A 17,616-nucleotide genomic window follows, 5' to 3' on the forward strand; every position below is an offset into this window, starting at 1 on the left:
GCGCGCCATGTTATTGATGATCGACAACTACGACAGCTTCACCTACAACCTGGTCCAGTACTTCGGCGAACTCGGCCAGGAGGTGAAAGTCTTCCGCAACGACGCCATCACGCTGGCCGAGATCGCCCGTCTCAAGCCGGACTACCTGGTCATCTCGCCCGGCCCCTGTGCGCCGGCGCAGGCCGGTGTGTCGCTGGCGGCAATCAAGGAATTCGCCGGCAAGATCCCGCTGCTCGGCGTCTGCCTCGGCCACCAGTCGATCGGCGAAGCCTTCGGCGGGCGCATCGTGCACGCCAAGACGCTGATGCACGGCAAGGTGTCGCCGGTTCACCACAAGAACGAAGGCGTCTTCCGCAACCTGCCCAATCCGCTGACCTGCACCCGCTACCACTCGCTGGCCATCGAGCGCGCCAGCCTGCCCGATTGTCTCGAGATCACGGCGTGGACCGAGGACGGCGAGATCATGGGCGTGCGCCACAAGACGCTGGCCGTCGAAGGCGTCCAGTTCCACCCGGAATCGATCCTGACCGAGCGCGGTCACGACCTGCTCAACAACTTCCTCGAGGAGCACCAGCCATGACCCCGCAAGCCGCCCTCCAGCGCGTCATCGAGCATCGCGAAATCTTCCACGACGAAATGGTCTCGCTGATGCGCCAGATCATGAGCGGCGAAGTCTCGCCGGTGATGATCGCCGCCATCGTCACCGGACTGCGCGTCAAGAAGGAAACCATCGGCGAGATCGCCGCCGCCGCCAGCGTCATGCGCGAGCTGGCGACGCCGGTCAGGGTGCCTTACGACAGGCACTTCGTCGATATCGTCGGGACTGGAGGCGACGCTGCCCACAGCTTCAATATTTCCACCACCTCGATCTTCGTTGCTGCGGCGGCCGGTGCCAAGGTGGCCAAGCACGGCGGGCGCAGCGTCTCGTCGAGCTCGGGCAGCGCCGACGTGCTCGAAGCGCTCGGTGCCAACATCAACCTGTCGCCGGAAAAGGTCGCCGAGTGCATCGAGCAGTGCGGCATCGGCTTCATGTTCGCGCCCAACCACCACAGTGCGATGAAGCACGTCGCGCCGGTGCGCCGCGAGATGGGGGTGCGTACCATCTTCAACATCCTCGGTCCGTTGACCAACCCGGCGGCGGCGCCGAACACGCTGATGGGCGTCTTCCACCCCGACCTGGTCGGCATCCAGGTGCGCGTCATGCAGCGCCTTGGCGCCGAGCGCGTGCTGGTGGTGCACGGCAAGGACAACCTCGACGAAATCTCGCTCGGCGCGACGACATTGATCGGTGAGTTGAAGGACGGCGAAGTCCGCGAGTACGAAGTGCATCCGGAAGACTTCGGCCTGCAGATGATGTCGCTGAGAAACCTGCGCGTCGGCAGTGCCGACGAGTCGAAGGCGATGATGTTGTCCGCCCTCGACAACCAGCCGGGTGCCGCCCGCGAGATCGTCTGCCTCAACGCCGGCGCCGCGCTCTACGTCGCCAACGCGGCCGCCAGCATCGGCGACGGCATCGCCAAGGCGCGCGAAGCCATCGCCAGCGGCGCCGCCCGGGCGAAGCTGGCGCAGTTCGTCGAATCCACGCAACGCCTGGGGGCCGCATGAGCGACATCCTGAACAAGATCATCGCCACCAAGCGCGAGGAAATCGCCGCCGGCCTGGCCGTCAGGCCGCTGGCCGTGCTCGAGGCGGAAGCGGCGCAACAAGCTGCTGCGCGCGACTTCGTCGGTGCCATCCGTGCCAGGCTCGCTGACGGTCAACCTGCCGTCATCGCCGAAATCAAGAAGGCCAGCCCGTCCAAAGGCGTCATCCGCGCCGATTTCCGCCCGGCCGAGATCGCCCGCAGCTACGCCGCACACGGCGCCGCCTGCCTGTCGGTGCTGACTGATCGCCAGTATTTCCAGGGTGCCCCGGAATACCTGCAGGCCGCCCGCGCTGCCTGCAGCCTGCCGGTGCTGCGCAAGGACTTCATCGTCGATGCCTACCAGGTCGCCGAAGCCCGCGCCATGGGCGCCGACGCCATCCTGCTCATCGCCGCCGCGCTGACCCTGGCAGAAATGCAGGCACTGGAGCGCCAGGCCATGGATTACGGCATGGCCGTGCTGGTCGAAGTGCACAACGGCGAGGAACTCGATGCCGCGCTGCAGTTGCAGACCTCCTTGCTCGGCATCAACAACCGCAACCTGCGCAGCTTCGAGGTCAGCCTCGAGACCACGCTCGGCCTGCTGGCGCGGATTCCGCCGGGGCGTATCGTGGTCACCGAAAGCGGCATCCTGACGCCGGATGATGTCGCGCTGATGCGTGCCCGGGCGGTCAACGCCTTCCTCGTCGGCGAGGCCTTCATGCGTGCCGACGAGCCGGGGCAAGAGCTGGCCAGGCTTTTCGCCTGACCCTGTTGCATCGATGCAACAGATATTCACATTGTGTAGAGACTGTCCCGATTAAGCCTTGCCCGCTGGAAAGGGCGCTAGCACAATGCCCTTCAACTTCTCGATCCGAGAGGTAAAGCTTGGCCGGTTCCAGTAACCGGCCAAAAACTAACCACTAAGGAGATTTTCTGATGCAAAAGAAGATTATCGCTCTGGCCGTCGCCGCTATGGCCTCTGGCGCTGCTTTCGCCCAATCCAACGTTACCGTCTACGGTATCGCCGACATGGGCTACAACTACTCCAGCGGTTCGGAAGCCAAGGCTGCTGGCAATGCGACCGGCGTCGGCGCTGCCAAGCTGAAGTCGCGTTCGGGTGTCGATTCCGGCCTGCAGTCCGGTTCGCGCCTCGGTTTCAAGGGCACGGAAGATCTGGGCAACGGCCTGAGCGCCCTGTTCACGTACGAAATGGGTCTGAACGTTGACCAAGGTACCTCGGGTCAAGGTTCCAAGACCTTTGGTCGTCAGGCTTTTGTCGGTCTGACCGGTGGTTTTGGTACCGTCCTCGCCGGTCGCGTCTACACCCCGCAATTCGGTCTGGTCACCAAGGTTGACCCGTTCGGCACCGGCACCGTTGGTGACGTGTCCTTCGGTCGTGGTGTCTACACCATGGCTACCGGCCGCCTGATTGGTCACGCACTGGTTCAGCAGAATGAGTCTGCTGCGGGCAAGCTTGACGGTACCAATACCGCTGGCGAAATCCGTCTGGATAACGTCGTCGCCTACGTCACCCCGACCTTCGGTGGTTTCAACGTCATCGCCGCCTACACCAAGGAAGGTATCGCTGACGAAGAGCGCACGGTCAAGGGTGCCAAGAATGCTGACCACACTGTCTGGGCGATCAACCCGAACTTCACCTACGGCAACCTGTTCGTCGGTGCCAACTACCACCGTGTGAAGCGCGATGATCTCGACGCAACCTCCAAGGTTTGGGATCTGGGTGCTACCTATGACTTCGGTGTTGCCAAGCTGCACGCCCTGTACGGTCAGGCCAAGGACTCCGTTGGTGCTCTGGATGTTAGCAACAAGGACAAGAAGTGGATGGTCGGTGCTTCCGCCCCGATCGGCAAGTTCACGGTCATGGCTTCCTACTCGCGTCTGAAGTCGAATGGCGATGTTGCTAGCATCGACGGCGACAAGGCCAGCAAGTGGGCTCTGGGTTCGACCTATGCCCTGTCCAAGCGTACCAACCTGTACGCTGCCTACGCCAAGCTGAGCACCAACGACAGCGCCGAAGGCGAGTTCTCGGTTGCTGGTACCGGCGGTGCTCTGTCTGGCAACTACACGACCGGCCTGAACTTCGGTCTGCGTCACCAGTTCTAATTCAGCCCTGCTGAGTTAAAAACTGAGACGGCCACTCTTCGGAGTGGCCGTTTTTCTTGCCGGTCAATTTTGCGTTGATTGACTGAAATTGCAGGCAATAAAAAAGCGGCCATCGGGCCGCTTTTTTTATTTGACGAAGATCAGGTTGTCGCGGTGGATCATCTCCGGCTCCTCGATGTAACCGAGGATGCCTTCGATGTCGGCGGTTGCCTTGCGGGCGATCAGGCGGGCTTCGCCGCTGCCGTAGTTGCACAGGCCGCGGGCGATTTCGCTGCCGTCGGGGGCGATGCAGGCGACGGCGGCGCCCCGTTCGAACTCGCCCTCGACGCTGCTGACACCGACCGGCAGCAGGCTTTTTCCCGAATTCAGGGCGTTGACCGCGCCTGCATCGAGATGCAGGCGGCCGGCAAGTTGCAGGTGGTCGGCCAGCCATTGCTTGCGTGCAGCGAGCGGCGGCGTCTGCGAGACGAGCAGCGTGCCGACGGCTTCGCCGGCGGCCAGGCGCAGGATCGGGTTGTTTTCGTGGCCGCTGGCGATGGCGGTGTCGGCGCCGCTGCGTGCGGCGCGCTTGGCGGCGATCACCTTGGTGATCATGCCGCCGGTGCCGACGCGGCTGCCGGCACCGCCGGCCATGGCTTCGAGGGCCGGGTCGCCGGCGGCGGCCTGGTCGATCAGCGTGGCCGCCGGGTCCTTGCGCGGATCGGCGGTATACAGGCCCTTCTGGTCGGTGAGGATGATCAGGGCGTCGGCTTCGAGCAGGTTGGCGACGAGGGCGCCGAGCGTGTCGTTGTCGCCGAACTTGATCTCGTCGGTGACGACGGTGTCGTTCTCGTTGATGATCGGGATGACGCCGAGGCCGAGCAGGGTGTTCAGCGTCGAGCGGGCGTTCAGGTAGCGTTTGCGGTCGGCGAGATCGTCGTGGGTGAGCAGGATCTGCGCCGTGTGCAGGCCGTGCTTGCTGAACGCCGCCTCATAGACCTCGACCAGGCCGGCCTGGCCGACGGCGGCGGCGGCCTGCTTCTCGTGCACGTTCTTCGGTCGCCGGCCCCAGCCGAGGCGCTGGACGCCGCAGGCGACGGCGCCCGAGGAGACGAGGATGACCTCGCGCGATTGCTGGCGCAGGGTGGCGATCTGCCGCGCCCAGCTGTCGATGGCGGCGAGGTCGAGGCCGTTGCCGTTGTTGGTGACGAGCGCCGAGCCGACCTTGACGACCAGGCGTTTGGCGGAGGCGAGGCGGTCGCGGCTCATTCTGCGGCAGCGGGCTGGTCGGCGGCGTCCTCGTCGTCGTCGATCTCGGGTTTGTCCATCTGCTCGAGCGCTTCCTGGATTGCGTAGATCAGCGGCTTGGTGCCGTCGCCGGTGATGGCAGTGATCGGGAAGACCGGGCCGTCGTACTTGGTCGCCTTCTTGTAGGCCTTGAGGAAGTCCTTGACCGCTTTTTCGCGTTCTTCCTCGGGAATCAGGTCGAGCTTGTTGAGGACCAGCCAGCGCGGCTTGTCGGCCAGCGCCGGGTCGTGCTTGACCAGTTCGCCGACGATCGCCTTGGCGTCGCGCACCGGATCGGCATCCGGATCGATCGGGGCGATGTCCACCAGGTGCAGCAGGATGCGCGTGCGCTGCAGGTGCTTGAGGAAGCGGATGCCGAGGCCGGCGCCGTCGGCGGCGCCTTCGATCAGTCCGGGTACGTCGGCCATGACGAAGCTCTTCTCGGCGCCGACGCGGACCACGCCGAGGTTCGGGTGCAGCGTCGTGAACGGGTAGTCGGCGACCTTCGGCCGGGCCGAGGAGACGGCGCGGATCAGTGTGCTCTTGCCGGCATTGGGCAGGCCGAGTAGGCCGACGTCGGCGAGCACGCGCAGTTCGAGGCTGACCTCGAATTCCTCGCCGGGATCGCCCTTGGTGCATTGGCGCGGGGCGCGGTTGGTCGAGGACTTGAAATGGGTGTTGCCGAGGCCGCCCTTGCCGCCCTTGGCGAGCAGGACCTTCTTGTCGTGCACGTCGAGGTCGGCGAGGATTTCGCCGGTGTTGAGGTCGGTGACCACGGTACCGACCGGCATGCGCAGGAAGATGTCGTCGCCGCCCTTGCCGTAGCAGTCGGCGCTGCCGCCGTTCTCGCCGCGCTGGCCGAGGAACTTGCGGGTGTAGCGGTAATCGACCAGGGTGTTGATGTTGCGGTCGGCGATCACGTAGACGCTGCCGCCGCGGCCGCCGTCGCCACCGTTGGGGCCGCCCATCGGGATGTATTTTTCGCGGCGGAAAGTGGCGATGCCGTTGCCGCCGTCGCCGGCCTTGACGTAGATCTTCGCTTCGTCGATGAACTTCATGCTTTCCGCCTCTGAAAATTAAAAAGCCCTATCCGGCGGATAGGGCTTCTGGGTTCCGCCGGTCCGAATTATTCGGCAGCCGGAACGATGGTGACCGTGCGGCGCTTCTTTTCGCCCTTGATGGCGAACTGGATGGTGCCATCCTTCAGCGCGAACAGGGTGTGATCCTTGCCCATGCCGACGTTTTCGCCCGGGTGGAATTCGGTACCGCGCTGGCGAACGATGATGTTGCCGGCGAGAACGAATTGACCGCCGTAGCGCTTGACGCCGAGTCGTTGTGCCTGTGAGTCGCGGCCGTTACGCGAACTGCCGCCTGCCTTTTTGTGTGCCATTTGCTAGCTCCTTCTCTGAACTCAGGCAGCGATCGTGTCGATGCGCAGTTCGGTGTAGTTCTGACGATGGCCCTGACGCTTCTGGTAGTGCTTGCGACGGCGCATCTTGAAGATCTTGACCTTGTCGTGGCGGCCGTGGGAAACCACGGTGCACTTGACGGTGGCGCCAGCAAGGAAGGGGGCGCCGATCTTTACCGACTCGCCTTCGCCTACCATGAGGATCTGGTCAAGGGTAACTTCTGCGCCAACGTCTGCCGGTATCTGTTCTACTTTGAGTTTTTGGCCAGCGGAAACGCGATACTGCTTGCCGCCGGTTTTTATGACCGCATACATGGGTTGGACTCCGAAAATAAATCGAAAGGGTGCTACAAAGAACCGCGCATTATACGGAGAACTTTGTGAAAGTCAAAGGCTTTCAAGGGGTTGTGCTAGAATTGCCGCCTTTCGCAAAGGAGCATCACATGGCTGAAATCACCACGGCCTCCGGCCTGATCTACGAAGACGTCGTCGAGGGCAGCGGCGCCGAAGCCACTGCCGGCGCTTTCGTCACCGTGCACTACACCGGCTGGCTGACCAACGGCAGCAAGTTCGATTCGAGCAAGGATCGCAACGATCCCTTCCAGTTCCCGCTCGGTCGCGGCCATGTCATCAAGGGCTGGGACGAAGGCGTCCAGGGCATGAAGATCGGCGGCACCCGCAAGCTGACCATCCCGGCCGAACTCGGCTACGGCGCCCGCGGCGCCGGCGGCGTCATTCCGCCGAACGCGACGCTGGTCTTCGAGGTCGAACTCCTCGACCTGCAATGACCCAGTCCGACGATCCCTGGGCCAAGTGGCGCCAGCCGGCTGAGCCGGCGGCGGCGCCGGCCGCCAAGGCCGAGCCCGCGCCGTCGGCCAAGGCTGCGGCCGGCGATGCCGCGCCGCTCAAGCCGGAAGGCACGCTCGGCGTGATCAAGCCGGCCGACGGCGCGACGCCGTCGCGCAAGCGCCCGGTCCGTGGCGGCGCCCTGACGCGCAAGCCGCGCGAGCCGAAGGTGCTGCCGCCGTCCACGGTCGACACCCGGAAAAGCGCAAAAACCGGCGAGCGTCCTGCGCGCCTGGCGCGTCCCGAGCGTTCGCCGCGTCCGGCCGATGCCGCCAATCCGTGGCGCCAGGCCAGTGGCGATCGCCCGCGTGGCGAGACGCGGCGGCCGTCGGTTGGCGAACGCAGCGAGCGTCCGCGCCCGCCGGCAAAACCGCCGGTGGCCGTGGCTGCCGGTCCGGCGCCGAGCGGTGTCCGCCTGTCCAAGGTGATGTCCGAGCGCGGTCTCTGCTCGCGCCGCGAGGCCGATCTGTGGATCGAGCGCGGCTGGGTGTTTGTTGATGGCGTCCAGGTCAGCGAGCTTGGCTCGCGAATCGAGCCCGACGCCCGCATCGAGGTGTCCACCGAGGCCAAGAAGGACCAGGCCAAGGTGGTGACGATCCTGCTGCACAAGCCGGTCGGCTACGTCTCCGGGCAGCCGGAGCCAGGGTGCACGCCGGCGGTGACGCTGATCACCGCGGAAGCGCAACTGGTGCAGTCGGGCGATCCCGAGTTCAAGCCGTGGATGCTGCGCGGCCTGGCGCCGGCCGGGCGCCTCGACGTCGATTCGACCGGTCTGCTGGTGCTGACCAGCGACGGCCGGGTTGCCAAGCGCCTGATCGGCGAGGACAGCGACGCGGAAAAGGAATACCTGGTGCGCGTTTCCGGGCAGATGATCGACGGCGGCCTCGAGCTGCTGCGTCACGGCCTCGAACTCGACGGCAAGGCGCTGAAGCCGGCCTGGGTCAAGCAACTGAACGAAGACCAGCTGCATTTCATCCTCAAGGAAGGCAAGAAGCGCCAGATCCGCCGCATGTGCGAGCTGGTCGGGCTCAAGGTGATCGGCCTCAAGCGCGTGCGCATCGGGCGCATCCGCCTCGGCGACCTGCCCATGGGGCAGTGGCGTTTCCTGCGCGCCGACGAGGCGTTCTGAGTTTTCGGCCGGATTTGACGGTCGACCGTCGTAAATGGCAAAAAACGCCGGCCGGGTTGCCCCGCCGGCGTTTTTCATGGGCAGCCGGAAATCAGGCGGCCGGGCGGACCGGCGGCATCATCAGGCATTCGCCTTCGATCACGGTCTTGCCGGCGACCGTGCACACGGTGTCGAGAATGACGCGGTTCTTGGCGGCGTTGACTTCGCGCACGGTGACGGTGGCGGTGACGGTGTCGCCCGGCTTGACCGGGGCCTTGAACTTCAGGGTCTGCGACAGGTAGATGGTGCCGGGCCCGGGCAGCTTGTTGGCCAGCGTCGCCGAGATGAAACCGGCGGAGAGCATGCCGTGCGCGATGCGTGTGCCGAACATCGTGCCCTTGCAGTATTCCTCGTCGAGGTGGGCGGGATTGACGTCGGTCGAGATGCCGGCGAAGAGGATGATGTCGGCTTCGGTGACGGTCTTGGACGTGCTCGCGGACATGCCGGGTTCGAGCTGGTCGATGTAATAGGCCATGGCTGTGCTCCTGAGGGGTTATTGAAATTGGAAGCGGAACTCTAGCATGTCGGCGGCGGCATGCCGATGTCAGCGGAAGCCGGGCAGCCAGCCGGACTGCTGGTGGCCCCAGACCGGCTCCAGGCTGCCCTGGTAGAGCGCCTCGATCACCGGCGGTTCGCGCCAGGGCTCGTCCATGAAGGTCAGGCCGACTTCCTCGACGGTCTTGCCCGACCAGTAGTAGTCAGCGACTTCGTCGAGCGCCTCGAGCGACAGGCTGTGCGGCAGGCGCAGGTAGTCGAGCCAGCTGGCATCGTGGAAGGAGCAGATGTAGGCGCCCTGGGTGCGTGAGCAGGACAGGTTCTTGCCGAAGACGCGGTCGGGATGCTTGAAGCGGAAGGTCATCGCGTCGGTGCGCGTGGCGAACTGCAGCAGTGCGTGCAGGCGGCTCGGGAAATGGTTGTAGCGGCGCTGGCGGAAATACTCGAGGTGGTATTCGGCGAAGTAGTTCTGTACCGACAGCAACTGGTCGCCGGCAGCCGGTGCGCCGCCTTGCGGTGCCGCCAGCGTGGCGCCGAACGGGCTGCCGCGCAGGATGTCCCAGCCCGGCAGGTCGGCGCCGGGGTCGAGCCAGCAGAACAGCTCGAGCGTTGCAGTATCCTTGATCAGGTTGTCCATGGGGCCGCCCGGGTGATCGATCCCGGTATTCTCACCGATCATCGGCGATTGACCAAACAGGCAATGCTGAAAAGTTGCGTCGGGATGTATAGACTGTCACCACTTTTCACCGGCGCCTCCATCTTGCCCGTCTTTCCCCTTCATCTGCTGCGATCCTGGCTGATCGTCGCCTGCCTGTTGCTGGCCGGCGGCCCGGCCCTGGCTGCCGCGGGCGCACTCGACCTGTCGTCACGGCTGGCGATCCTAGAAGACCCGGGCGGCCGGGCGAGCCTCGACGAAGTGATCGAACTCGATCGCAGCGGTGGTTTCCAGCCTTATCGCGGCAGCGGTGTTCCCAACTTCGGTTACAGTCATTCAGCCTGGTGGTTGCGCATCGACCTGCCCGAATTGCCGGCGGAAAGCCGCCGCTGGCTGCTCGAGGTGGCTTTCCCGACGCTCGACGACGTTCGCCTCTACCGGCTTGCGCCCGGTGGGCGCCGCGAATACCGCAGCGGCGACCAGCTGCCCTTCGCCGAGCGGCCGCTGGCGCACCGGCATTTCGTCTTTCCGCTCGAACTCTCACCGGATGGTGGCACCCGCCTCTATCTGCGGGTCCAGTCGCAGGGCACCCTGACGATCCCGCTGCGCCTCTGGCAGGCTGATGACTTCGCCCGCGCCGACCAGACCGGCTACGCCGCGCATGCGCTGTACTACGGCATGCTGATCGGGCTCGGGCTGTACAACCTGCTGATCTGGGCGCGCCTGCGCGAGAACGTCTATCTCGCCTATGTCGCCTTCGTCGCAGCGATGGCCGTCGGCCAGCTCGCCCTGAGCGGTTTCGGCTACCAGTTCGTCTGGCCCGAATGGCGCGGCTGGCAGGCCATCTCGCTGAGTTCTGGATTCGCCGCGACCGGCTTGTTCGGCGCCTGGTTCACCCGGCTCTTCCTCGACACCGCGAGACGCCAGCCGCAGCTCGACCGCTGGCTGCGCCTCAGTGTCGCCGCCTTTGCCCTGGTCGCCTTGATGCCGCTGGTTTTGCCCTACCAGTGGGCGGCCCAGGCGACCTCGGTGATCGGCCTGCTGTTCTCGGTACTCGCCGTCTTTTGCGGCGTTTCCAGCCTGCGCCAGGGCAATCCGGCCGCCCGTTTCTTCCTGATCGCCTGGCTGGTGCTGCTCTTCGGCGTCGCCCTGATGGCCTTGCGCAACCTGGCGCTGGTGCCGACCAATTTCGTCACCGCCAACGGCATCCAGTTCGGCTCGGCGCTCGAGATGCTGCTGCTTTCGTTTGCGCTGGCCGAACGCATCTCGTTGCTGCGTCTGGAAAAGGAATCGGCCACTGCGCGCGCGCTCGAAAGCGAACGTGCGCGCGTGCAGTTGCTCGAGGAGTCGGAGCGCCTGCTCGAGAGCCGCGTCGACGAACGCACCCGCGAACTGGCCGAAACCAATCGCCGCTTGCAGACCAGCCAGCAGCGCCTGCACGACATGGCGCACCACGATGCGCTGACCGGCCTGGCCAACCGGACGCTGCTGTTCGACCGGGTCGAGCAGGCGATCCTGCGTGCCCAGCGCAGCGATGGCGGCTTCGCGCTGGTGGTCATCGACCTCGACGGTTTCAAGGCGGTCAACGATACCTACGGTCACCAGGCCGGTGATGCCTTGCTGGTCGTCCTCGCCGACCGTCTCGAGCATTCGGTGCGCGCCAGCGACACGGTTGCCCGGCTCGGTGGCGACGAGTTCGTCGTCGTCCTCGAAGGTCGCGCCGAGCGCGACCAGTACCGCAAGCTGGCCGAGAAGCTGCGCCAGGTGCTGGTCGAGCCGGTCATGCTCGACGATGACACCAGCACCCGCGTCGGCGCCAGCATCGGTCTTTCGCTCTATCCGGCCGACGGCGCCAGTGCCTCGCAACTGCTGTCGGTGGCCGACTTCGCGATGTACGCCAACAAGCGTTCGGCGGAAGAACGATAGGGCTGGTTTTTTCTGCCTGAAGTGGTAAGCTGAAATCGTGTCGGGGGTGCAGCAAGCCCGGCATGCAGTGGCAGTCGATGCTGCGTCGCAGGAGACTCTATGGCCGTTGTCGAAGGAAGCATTTCTTGAGATTACCGTGTAGTACTCCCCTTACGGCGTAACGCCGAATGCCCCGGCCGGGTGTGCCGGGGTTGCAGCAAACCGAAGCCCATGCCAGTCGCGCATGGGCTTCTCGCTTTTCAGGAGACGACATGTCGATTCAACGTCACGGCACGACCCGCCGCTATTCCGACAGCGTGGTGCACCAGGGCACCGTTTACCTGGTCGAGGTTGCGCCCGATACCGGGCTCGACGCCGGCGGCCAGACCGCAGCCATGCTGGCCAGCGTCGACCGTCTGCTGGCGCAGGCCGGCAGCGACCGCCGCCATCTGCTGATGGCCACCCTCTACCTGGCCGACATGGCCGATTACGACGCGATGAACGCGGTCTGGGACGACTGGCTGCCGGCCGGCTGCGCGCCGGCGCGCGCCTGCGTGCAGGCCCGCCTGGCGAAGCCGGAATATCGCGTCGAAATCGCGTTGACCGCCGCCGTCGTTCAGTCCTGAACCTCGGCGTCGCAATCGCAGCCGCTGCCGGCCGCGATCCAGCGGGCGCAGAGGCGGGCGGCGAGACCGGTGGCCGCCGTTGGCAGCCAGCCGAAATGCCGTCGCGGATCGCTGAGCAGGCCGCAGTGGTAGCGCTGTTCGTCGGCCGCCCAGGTCAGTGCCGGACAGGGGCCATGGCGTTGCCGGAAGCGCAGTCGCCCGAGCGGGCAGGTCTCGAGCGCGCAACACACGCCGCAGCCGTTGCAGGGCTGGCCGGCAAGCGGTTTCGGCGGCGCTGCGGGGTGAATTTCGACGACGGTTTTGCGCATGCCGCATGATGCGGCAGCCGGGTGTGGCGCGGCAAGGCCGCTGCCTCGGTGCAGACTGTGTTATATATGCGGGTATTGTCATTTTTCTGAAAAACGCCCGATCATGAGCCATAGCCACAAAGAAAACGCCGTCGTCTACGGCACCGAAGACATCCTGGTCAGCCTCTGCAATTCGGTCACCGACGTCCTCAACGTCGCCACCCAGAGCCAGGTGCGCTATTCCGGCATGGTCCAGCGCATCACCAAGACCTGCCTGAAGCCGGACATCGGTTGCTTCGTGCTGTTCGACGGCGGTTTCACCGGCCTGGTCGTGATCAATTTCTCGGCACCGGCGGCGATGGAGCTCTACGAGCGCTACCTGCTGAGCATGGGCATGGCCCGCGACGAGCTGGCGACCAGCCACACCGCCGACGAAGTCAGCAACGTCATGGGTGAGCTGATGAACCAGATCGTCGGCAACTTCACCGGCAAGGTCGGGCGCGAACTGCAGACGCACATCACCCAGAACCAGCCGAAGATGCTGGTTCTCAACAAGCAGGTGATGCTCAGCGTCGACACCAACCTCGACAAGCCGGAAGCCCGCCGCGTCACCTTCTACACCGCGAGCAACAACATCTTCTACCTCGAACTGGCGATCGACCGCACCGAGTTCATCAAGCTCTACGACTTCGAGGCCGAAACGCTGGCCGACCCCGACGAGCTGATCGCCCAGGCCGCCGTCGCCCCGTCGGCACCGGCTGCGCCGGCCGCCAGCAGCGAGCACGACGACCTGCTCAAGTCGCTCGGCATGTGAGCCGGCTCAGCGCGTTTTCAGGAAAAATTCGGGGTCGACCGCGACATCGTTGAGCAGCACCGTCCAATGCAGGTGCGGCCCGGTCGAGCGGCCGGTCGCGCCGACCGCGCCGATCCGTTCGCCACGGGCGACGCGCTGGCCGTTGCCGACGTCGATGCGCGACAGGTGCATGTAGATGCTGATCAGCCCCTGGCCGTGGTCGATGAAGACGCTGTTGCCGTTGAAGAAGTAATTGCCGGTGTCGATCACCGTGCCGGCCGCCGGTGCGCGCACCGGGGCGCCGGTGGGAGCGGCGAAGTCGAGACCGTTGTGCGGGTTGCGCGGCAGGCCGTTGAAGAAGCGGCGCAGGCCGAAGCGCGACGACAGCCGGCCGTCGGCCGGGCGGGCGAAATCGGGGTCCGGCTCGGCCGCCGAGAAGCGGCGCTTGAGGTCGGCGGTGTGCGCCTGCTCGCGCTCGATCCGGGCCAGGTCCTCGGGCGCCGGCTCGACCTTGCGCTTCTCGCGGATCGTCAGGCGCTGTTCCGGATAGTGGCGGGTGCCCACCGGGACTTCGATGCTGCGCACGGTCGACCCTGCGCGTACGCGGATTTCCAGCGGTACCGGCAGCGCGTCGAGCGGGATGCCGAGCAGTGCAAACCAGCGCCCGCCGTCACTGACCACGGCCAGCCGGCGGTCGTCCCAGGCGGCTTGCGGGCGTGGCGTCGAAGCCGGCCCGAGGTCGACGACGGCGACGCCGCCCGGTACCGGCGCGTGGGTCGGCAGGGCCCACGCCAGCTGGGTGCCGAGGGCGAGCAGCAGGGCCAGGGCGCCGCGCTTCATCGGCTTGCCCACCACAGGCGCAGGCGCAGCCCGATTTCGCTGGTGTAGCCGACGGCGGTGAAACGGATGTTGCCGTCCGGCGCGACGATGGCGAAACCCGGCGTGCCGGGCAGGCCGTACTGCTGCATGATCGCGCCGCGCGGATCGGCGAGGGTCGGCCAGCGGTAGCCTTTTTCCGCGAGCAGGCGGGCGACGGCGGCGCTGTCACCGCTTTGCGTGGCAATCGTGACGACCGGGTGGTCGGCGGCGATGTTCGTGACGCTGCCGGCGGTGGTCTTGCAGATCGGGCACCACTCGGCCCAGAAGTAGATCAGCCCGGCGCGACCCGGATGCGCCGCGCGCCAGGCGGCGAGGTCGAAATTGCCGCCGTCGGCCAGTTGACCGTGGAATGCCGGCGCCGGGCCGCGTGCGCTATCGCGCAACTGCCAGGCCTGGAAGGCGAGCAGGGCGCCGACGAAGATGGCGATTTCCAGGCCCCAGCGACGCCAGCGCGGGGGCTTCGGGTTGTTGCTCATGGCCTTACAGCTGCTTCGTCTCGAAGCTGTTGCACTGGTTGAAATCGCCGCTGTCGAAGCCGCGCCGGAACCAGCGCACGCGTTGCGCCGAGCTGCCGTGGGTGAAGCTTTCCGGGACGATGCGGCCCTGCACCTGCTGCTGCAGGCGATCGTCGCCGATCGCCGAAGCCGCGGTCAGCGCCGCCTCCAGATCGCCGGGTTCGAGAACGTTCTTCATCGTGTCGGTGCGCTTGCCCCAGACCCCGGCCAGGCAGTCGGCCTGCAGTTCGAGGCGGACCGACAGGGCGTTGGCCTCGGCTTCGCCGACCTGCTGGCGGGCGCGCTGGACCTGCCCGGAGATGCCGAGCAGGTGCTGGACGTGGTGGCCGACTTCGTGGGCGACGACGTAGGCCTGGGCGAACTCGCCGGGCGCCTTGAAGCGCTGCTTGAGTTCGTCGAAGAAGGCGAGGTCGATGTACACCTTTTCGTCGCCCGGGCAGTAGAAGGGGCCCATCGCCGACTGGCCGGTGCCGCAGGCGGTCGGCGTGACGCCGGTGAACAGCACCAGCTTCGGTTCGCGGTAGGGCCGGCCCATCTCGCGGAAGGCGGCGTTCCAGGTGTCCTCGGTCGAGGCGAGCACGCGCGAGACGAAGATCGCCGTCGCGTCGTCGGCCGGCGGCCGGCTGGCCGGCGCCTGCTGTTCGACCGCCGGCAGGCCGCCGCCGGCGAGCATGTTGAGCACGGTCAACGGGTTGAGACCGAGGAAATAGCTGGCGACCAGCGCGATGGCGATGGTTCCCAGGCCCAGCCTGCCGCCGCCCAGGCGCAGGCCGCCACCGCCCGAACTGCCGCGGCGGTCCTCGACGTTGTCGCTTTCGCGGTGGTCGTCCATGCGCATGGCGGTGTCCTCAGCGGTAACGGTTGATCGCGTCGCGGGTTTCCTGGGCGGCGCGGCGGGCGGCTGCGGCGTAGTTCTCGTCCTGGCCGGCGTAGAGGATGGCGCGCGAGGAGTTGATCATCAGGCCGGTGGTTTTTGCCGTTTTTCCGGCGTTGACCGTGGCTTCGACGTCGCCGCCCTGGGCGCCGATCCCCGGTACCAGCAGCGGCATGTCGCCGACGATCTGGCGCACGCGGGCGATTTCGGCCGGGAAGGTGGCGCCGACGACGAGGCCGATCTGGCCGCTCGTGTTCCATTGTTCGGCGGCCAGGCGGGCGACGCGCTGGTAGAGCTTTTCGCCGCCGACGTCGAGGAACTGCAGGTCGGAACCGCCGGCGTTCGAGGTCCGGCAGAGCAGGATCACGCCCTTGTCGGGGAAGGCCAGGTAGGGCTCGACGGAATCGCGGCCCATGTAGGGGTTGACCGTGACCGCGTCGGCGCGGAAACGCTCGAAGGCCTCGACGGCGTATTGCTCGGCGGTCGAGCCGATGTCGCCGCGCTTGGCGTCGAGAATCACCGGGATGCCCGGGTGCTTTTCGTGGATGTGGGCGATCAGCGCTTCCAGCTGGTCTTCGGCGCGGCGGGCGGCGAAGTAGGCGATCTGCGGCTTGAACGAACAGGCGAGGTCGGCGGTGGCGTCGACAATGGCCGTGCAGAATTCGAAGATCGCGTCATCGCGACCCTTGAGGTGCGCCGGGAATTTCGCCGGGTCGGGATCGAGGCCGACGCAGAGCAGCGAGTCGTTGTCCTGCCAGGCGGCGGCGAGTTGGTCGGTAAAGGTCATGTTTCGTCCTTCGGCAGATAGCGGGAAAACTTGTCGGGCAGCAGGCAGGTCTGCAGGCTGCGCTGGGTGAACAGGAAGCGGCCGTCGCAGACGAAGCCGAGTTGCTGCCAGTCGACTTCGTGGTTGAGCATCATCGTGCACTCGATCAGGTCGCGCCGGCGCATCCGGCGGTTCTTCGGAAACAGCGCCAGGATGGCGCCGTCGAAGTTCGGGCAGTCGTGCAGGAAGAAGGGCTCGGGCTTGCGCGTGCGGCCGTTCACGTAGATGCGCGGGTCGTCGTTGACCGGGAAATGGCGGCCCCAGTGCCACCAGTTGTCCTCGTCGAACTTGCGCACGCGGCGGGCGAGCAGGCGTTGCTTGTGCGGCAGCAGCGCCGGGTGCTCGATGCCGTAGATCATGCGCCGCGTCTCGCCGGTGTCGGCGGTCTTCGAGCAGACGAAATCGAGGTTGCCCTCGGGGTGGCGGAATACCGGGTCGGCGCCGGAAACGCCGCCGACGCGCACCTCGAACAGGTCGGCCAGGCGCACGCTGTGATTTTCGCGCAGAAACATCAGTTGACCGTCAACTTCGGTGAAGGTCCGCCCGTCGTCCATGCGCCGGTCGAAACGCCCCTTCTCGAAGCGGAAGATGCAGCAGTTCGGCGTCGCCCCGGCGAAGACGCGGACGTCGCCGGTCTCGAAGAAATGCGTGATGCTGCCCTGGGTGAACAGCCAGGCGTTGAGTTTCCGGGCCGAGGTCAGCTTGATGAACTCGCGCGGCACGATGAAGACCAGTTCGCCGCCCGGTTCGAGGTGGCGGATGCACTTCTCGATGAAGAACAGGAAGAGGTTGCTGCGCTTGTCGAAGCGCGGGGATTTCAGCCGTTTCCGGGTGTTGACCGCAATATCCTGATAGCGCACGTAGGGCGGGTTGCCGACGATGGTGGCGAAGCGCTCGCTCTCGGGCAGGGCGAAGAAATCCATGACGCGGGCGCCGGCCGGCGCGACGCGGCGGTCGATTTCGACACCGGTGAGTTCGCGGCCCTGCCGGCGCAGGGCGTTGTAGAAGGCGCCGTCGCCGGCCGACGGCTCGAGCACGCGGCCGTGATTGCGGCACAGGCCGAGCATGAACTCGACCACGCTGGGCGGGGTGAAGACCTGGCCGAGGCGTTCGACGTCGAGCGGCATCAGTCGCTGCCGGTCGTCCGTTGGGCGGCGGCCTGCTCGCGCGCCTTCTTTTCCCAGTAGCGCTCGTTCTTGCTCGCGTCGGCGAAGCGGTAGCGGCCGGCCAGCTCGCAGCCCTTCATGCCGGGGTTGCACGGCAGATCGTTGATCTTCGTGCAGCGGTCAGCGACCTCGTGCGGACAACCCCAGCTGCCGGCCATC

22 protein-coding genes are annotated in these 17,616 nt (G+C 66.1%); 9 read left to right on the top strand and 13 right to left on the bottom strand.

Translation table 11 applies throughout. From position 1 onward, the window contains the following. The first annotated feature begins 7 nt into the window (after positions 1 to 7). From DFR40_RS13875 to DFR40_RS13890, 4 genes are all read left to right on the top strand, one after another. Positions 8 to 580 (top strand): aminodeoxychorismate/anthranilate synthase component II, encoded by a 573-nt coding sequence (locus DFR40_RS13875; RefSeq protein ID WP_121459101.1) that lies wholly within the window; start codon positions 8 to 10, stop codon positions 578 to 580. Continuing rightward, a complete protein-coding gene (gene trpD, locus DFR40_RS13880; protein WP_121459102.1) occupies positions 577 to 1,605 on the top strand; it encodes an anthranilate phosphoribosyltransferase in 1,029 nt (342 codons plus the stop codon). The genes DFR40_RS13875 and trpD overlap by 4 nt, the downstream gene beginning before the upstream one ends. Beyond that, positions 1,602 to 2,390, top strand: a complete 789-nt coding sequence (gene trpC, locus DFR40_RS13885) for an indole-3-glycerol phosphate synthase TrpC (RefSeq protein WP_121459103.1) — start codon at positions 1,602 to 1,604, stop codon at positions 2,388 to 2,390. The genes trpD and trpC overlap by 4 nt, the downstream gene beginning before the upstream one ends. A gap of 170 nt (positions 2,391 to 2,560) precedes the next feature. Then, the gene (locus tag DFR40_RS13890) at positions 2,561 to 3,748 is read left to right on the top strand and encodes a porin (protein WP_121459104.1); all 1,188 of its coding nucleotides are present in this window, start codon (positions 2,561 to 2,563) and stop codon (positions 3,746 to 3,748) included. 126 nt (positions 3,749 to 3,874) lie between these two features. Here DFR40_RS13890 and proB read toward each other — a convergent pair whose 3' ends face one another. From proB to rplU, 4 genes are all read right to left on the bottom strand, one after another. Continuing rightward, positions 3,875 to 4,996 carry a glutamate 5-kinase gene (proB, locus tag DFR40_RS13895; RefSeq protein WP_121459105.1) on the bottom strand — a complete coding sequence of 374 codons (1,122 nt, stop codon included), beginning with the start codon at positions 4,994 to 4,996 and terminating at the stop codon, positions 3,875 to 3,877. Further along, complete coding sequence (gene cgtA / locus DFR40_RS13900) at positions 4,993 to 6,072, bottom strand: Obg family GTPase CgtA (protein ID WP_121459106.1); 1,080 nt, start codon at positions 6,070 to 6,072, stop codon at positions 4,993 to 4,995. Before cgtA ends, proB begins: the two co-directional genes overlap by 4 nt. Positions 6,073 to 6,140: 68 nt before the next feature. Further along, positions 6,141 to 6,404 (bottom strand): 50S ribosomal protein L27, encoded by a 264-nt coding sequence (gene rpmA / locus DFR40_RS13905; protein ID WP_028994362.1) that lies wholly within the window; start codon positions 6,402 to 6,404, stop codon positions 6,141 to 6,143. 21 nt (positions 6,405 to 6,425) lie between these two features. Further along, on the bottom strand, positions 6,426 to 6,737 hold the full coding sequence (gene rplU, locus DFR40_RS13910; RefSeq protein ID WP_011289195.1) for a 50S ribosomal protein L21: 312 nt from the start codon (positions 6,735 to 6,737) through the stop codon (positions 6,426 to 6,428). Positions 6,738 to 6,865: 128 nt separating this feature from the next. Here rplU and DFR40_RS13915 point away from each other — a divergent pair, with 128 nt between their 5' ends. Together DFR40_RS13915 and DFR40_RS13920 are read left to right on the top strand one after the other, a co-directional pair. Further along, positions 6,866 to 7,210, top strand: a complete 345-nt coding sequence (locus tag DFR40_RS13915; RefSeq protein ID WP_121459107.1) for an FKBP-type peptidyl-prolyl cis-trans isomerase — start codon at positions 6,866 to 6,868, stop codon at positions 7,208 to 7,210. Continuing rightward, positions 7,207 to 8,397, top strand: a complete 1,191-nt coding sequence (locus DFR40_RS13920; RefSeq protein ID WP_121459108.1) for a pseudouridine synthase — start codon at positions 7,207 to 7,209, stop codon at positions 8,395 to 8,397. Before DFR40_RS13915 ends, DFR40_RS13920 begins: the two co-directional genes overlap by 4 nt. Positions 8,398 to 8,488: 91 nt before the next feature. On the opposite strand, the gene DFR40_RS13925 is transcribed toward DFR40_RS13920, so the two are convergent. Continuing rightward, positions 8,489 to 8,911, bottom strand: coding sequence for a MaoC family dehydratase (locus tag DFR40_RS13925; protein ID WP_121459109.1), 423 nt, complete (start codon positions 8,909 to 8,911; stop codon positions 8,489 to 8,491). Between the two features lie 69 nt (positions 8,912 to 8,980). Continuing rightward, entirely contained in the window at positions 8,981 to 9,568 is a 588-nt protein-coding gene (locus tag DFR40_RS13930; protein ID WP_121459283.1) for a hypothetical protein, read from the bottom strand. A gap of 123 nt (positions 9,569 to 9,691) precedes the next feature. Between DFR40_RS13930 and DFR40_RS13935 the strand changes: the two genes are divergently transcribed. Together DFR40_RS13935 and DFR40_RS13940 are read left to right on the top strand one after the other, a co-directional pair. Then, the gene (locus DFR40_RS13935; RefSeq protein ID WP_170160233.1) at positions 9,692 to 11,512 is read left to right on the top strand and encodes a diguanylate cyclase; all 1,821 of its coding nucleotides are present in this window, start codon (positions 9,692 to 9,694) and stop codon (positions 11,510 to 11,512) included. Positions 11,513 to 11,763: 251 nt separating this feature from the next. Continuing rightward, positions 11,764 to 12,117 carry a RidA family protein gene (locus DFR40_RS13940; protein ID WP_121459111.1) on the top strand — a complete coding sequence of 118 codons (354 nt, stop codon included), beginning with the start codon at positions 11,764 to 11,766 and terminating at the stop codon, positions 12,115 to 12,117. Here the strand turns inward: DFR40_RS13940 and DFR40_RS13945 are convergent. Continuing rightward, entirely contained in the window at positions 12,108 to 12,425 is a 318-nt protein-coding gene (locus tag DFR40_RS13945; protein ID WP_121459112.1) for a hypothetical protein, read from the bottom strand. The two genes, DFR40_RS13940 and DFR40_RS13945, sit on opposite strands and share 10 nt — an antisense overlap. Before the next feature lie 103 nt (positions 12,426 to 12,528). On the opposite strand from DFR40_RS13945, the gene DFR40_RS13950 reads away from it, so the two are divergent. Further along, complete coding sequence (locus DFR40_RS13950; RefSeq protein WP_121459113.1) at positions 12,529 to 13,218, top strand: DUF3334 family protein; 690 nt, start codon at positions 12,529 to 12,531, stop codon at positions 13,216 to 13,218. Positions 13,219 to 13,224: 6 nt separating this feature from the next. Here DFR40_RS13950 and DFR40_RS13955 read toward each other — a convergent pair whose 3' ends face one another. From DFR40_RS13955 to DFR40_RS13980, 6 genes are read right to left on the bottom strand one after another with little or no spacing between them, the layout of a single operon-like run. Beyond that, positions 13,225 to 14,037, bottom strand: coding sequence for a peptidoglycan DD-metalloendopeptidase family protein (locus DFR40_RS13955; RefSeq protein ID WP_121459284.1), 813 nt, complete (start codon positions 14,035 to 14,037; stop codon positions 13,225 to 13,227). Then, on the bottom strand, positions 14,034 to 14,552 hold the full coding sequence (locus DFR40_RS13960; RefSeq protein ID WP_121459114.1) for a protein disulfide oxidoreductase: 519 nt from the start codon (positions 14,550 to 14,552) through the stop codon (positions 14,034 to 14,036). Before DFR40_RS13960 ends, DFR40_RS13955 begins: the two co-directional genes overlap by 4 nt. Before the next feature lie 4 nt (positions 14,553 to 14,556). Then, on the bottom strand, positions 14,557 to 15,429 hold the full coding sequence (ypfJ, locus tag DFR40_RS13965; RefSeq protein ID WP_121459115.1) for a KPN_02809 family neutral zinc metallopeptidase: 873 nt from the start codon (positions 15,427 to 15,429) through the stop codon (positions 14,557 to 14,559). A gap of 10 nt (positions 15,430 to 15,439) precedes the next feature. Beyond that, positions 15,440 to 16,252, bottom strand: a complete 813-nt coding sequence (pyrF, locus tag DFR40_RS13970) for an orotidine-5'-phosphate decarboxylase (protein WP_121459116.1) — start codon at positions 16,250 to 16,252, stop codon at positions 15,440 to 15,442. Beyond that, the gene (locus tag DFR40_RS13975) at positions 16,249 to 17,418 is read right to left on the bottom strand and encodes an Eco57I restriction-modification methylase domain-containing protein (protein WP_121459117.1); all 1,170 of its coding nucleotides are present in this window, start codon (positions 17,416 to 17,418) and stop codon (positions 16,249 to 16,251) included. Before DFR40_RS13975 ends, pyrF begins: the two co-directional genes overlap by 4 nt. Beyond that, positions 17,418 to 17,615: a hypothetical protein gene (locus DFR40_RS13980; RefSeq protein WP_121459118.1), complete on the bottom strand. Its 198-nt coding sequence runs from the start codon at positions 17,613 to 17,615 to the stop codon at positions 17,418 to 17,420. The genes DFR40_RS13975 and DFR40_RS13980 overlap by 1 nt, the downstream gene beginning before the upstream one ends. Position 17,616: the final 1 nt, after the last annotated feature.

This window comes from Azonexus fungiphilus (assembly GCF_003634965.1).
GTDB lineage: Bacteria > Pseudomonadota > Gammaproteobacteria > Burkholderiales > Rhodocyclaceae > Azonexus > Azonexus fungiphilus.

Coding starts and splice junctions, on each gene's coding strand:
- DFR40_RS13875 (WP_121459101.1), top strand. CDS start 8: ATGTTATTGATGATCGACAACTACGACAGCTTCACCTACAACCTGGTC.
- trpD (WP_121459102.1), top strand. CDS start 577: ATGACCCCGCAAGCCGCCCTCCAGCGCGTCATCGAGCATCGCGAAATC.
- trpC (WP_121459103.1), top strand. CDS start 1,602: ATGAGCGACATCCTGAACAAGATCATCGCCACCAAGCGCGAGGAAATC.
- DFR40_RS13890 (WP_121459104.1), top strand. CDS start 2,561: ATGCAAAAGAAGATTATCGCTCTGGCCGTCGCCGCTATGGCCTCTGGC.
- proB (WP_121459105.1), bottom strand. CDS start 4,996: ATGAGCCGCGACCGCCTCGCCTCCGCCAAACGCCTGGTCGTCAAGGTC.
- cgtA (WP_121459106.1), bottom strand. CDS start 6,072: ATGAAGTTCATCGACGAAGCGAAGATCTACGTCAAGGCCGGCGACGGC.
- rpmA (WP_028994362.1), bottom strand. CDS start 6,404: ATGGCACACAAAAAGGCAGGCGGCAGTTCGCGTAACGGCCGCGACTCA.
- rplU (WP_011289195.1), bottom strand. CDS start 6,737: ATGTATGCGGTCATAAAAACCGGCGGCAAGCAGTATCGCGTTTCCGCT.
- DFR40_RS13915 (WP_121459107.1), top strand. CDS start 6,866: ATGGCTGAAATCACCACGGCCTCCGGCCTGATCTACGAAGACGTCGTC.
- DFR40_RS13920 (WP_121459108.1), top strand. CDS start 7,207: ATGACCCAGTCCGACGATCCCTGGGCCAAGTGGCGCCAGCCGGCTGAG.
- DFR40_RS13925 (WP_121459109.1), bottom strand. CDS start 8,911: ATGGCCTATTACATCGACCAGCTCGAACCCGGCATGTCCGCGAGCACG.
- DFR40_RS13930 (WP_121459283.1), bottom strand. CDS start 9,568: ATGGACAACCTGATCAAGGATACTGCAACGCTCGAGCTGTTCTGCTGG.
- DFR40_RS13940 (WP_121459111.1), top strand. CDS start 11,764: ATGTCGATTCAACGTCACGGCACGACCCGCCGCTATTCCGACAGCGTG.
- DFR40_RS13945 (WP_121459112.1), bottom strand. CDS start 12,425: ATGCGCAAAACCGTCGTCGAAATTCACCCCGCAGCGCCGCCGAAACCG.
- DFR40_RS13950 (WP_121459113.1), top strand. CDS start 12,529: ATGAGCCATAGCCACAAAGAAAACGCCGTCGTCTACGGCACCGAAGAC.
- DFR40_RS13955 (WP_121459284.1), bottom strand. CDS start 14,037: ATGAAGCGCGGCGCCCTGGCCCTGCTGCTCGCCCTCGGCACCCAGCTG.
- DFR40_RS13960 (WP_121459114.1), bottom strand. CDS start 14,552: ATGAGCAACAACCCGAAGCCCCCGCGCTGGCGTCGCTGGGGCCTGGAA.
- ypfJ (WP_121459115.1), bottom strand. CDS start 15,429: ATGCGCATGGACGACCACCGCGAAAGCGACAACGTCGAGGACCGCCGC.
- pyrF (WP_121459116.1), bottom strand. CDS start 16,252: ATGACCTTTACCGACCAACTCGCCGCCGCCTGGCAGGACAACGACTCG.
- DFR40_RS13975 (WP_121459117.1), bottom strand. CDS start 17,418: ATGCCGCTCGACGTCGAACGCCTCGGCCAGGTCTTCACCCCGCCCAGC.
- DFR40_RS13980 (WP_121459118.1), bottom strand. CDS start 17,615: ATGGCCGGCAGCTGGGGTTGTCCGCACGAGGTCGCTGACCGCTGCACG.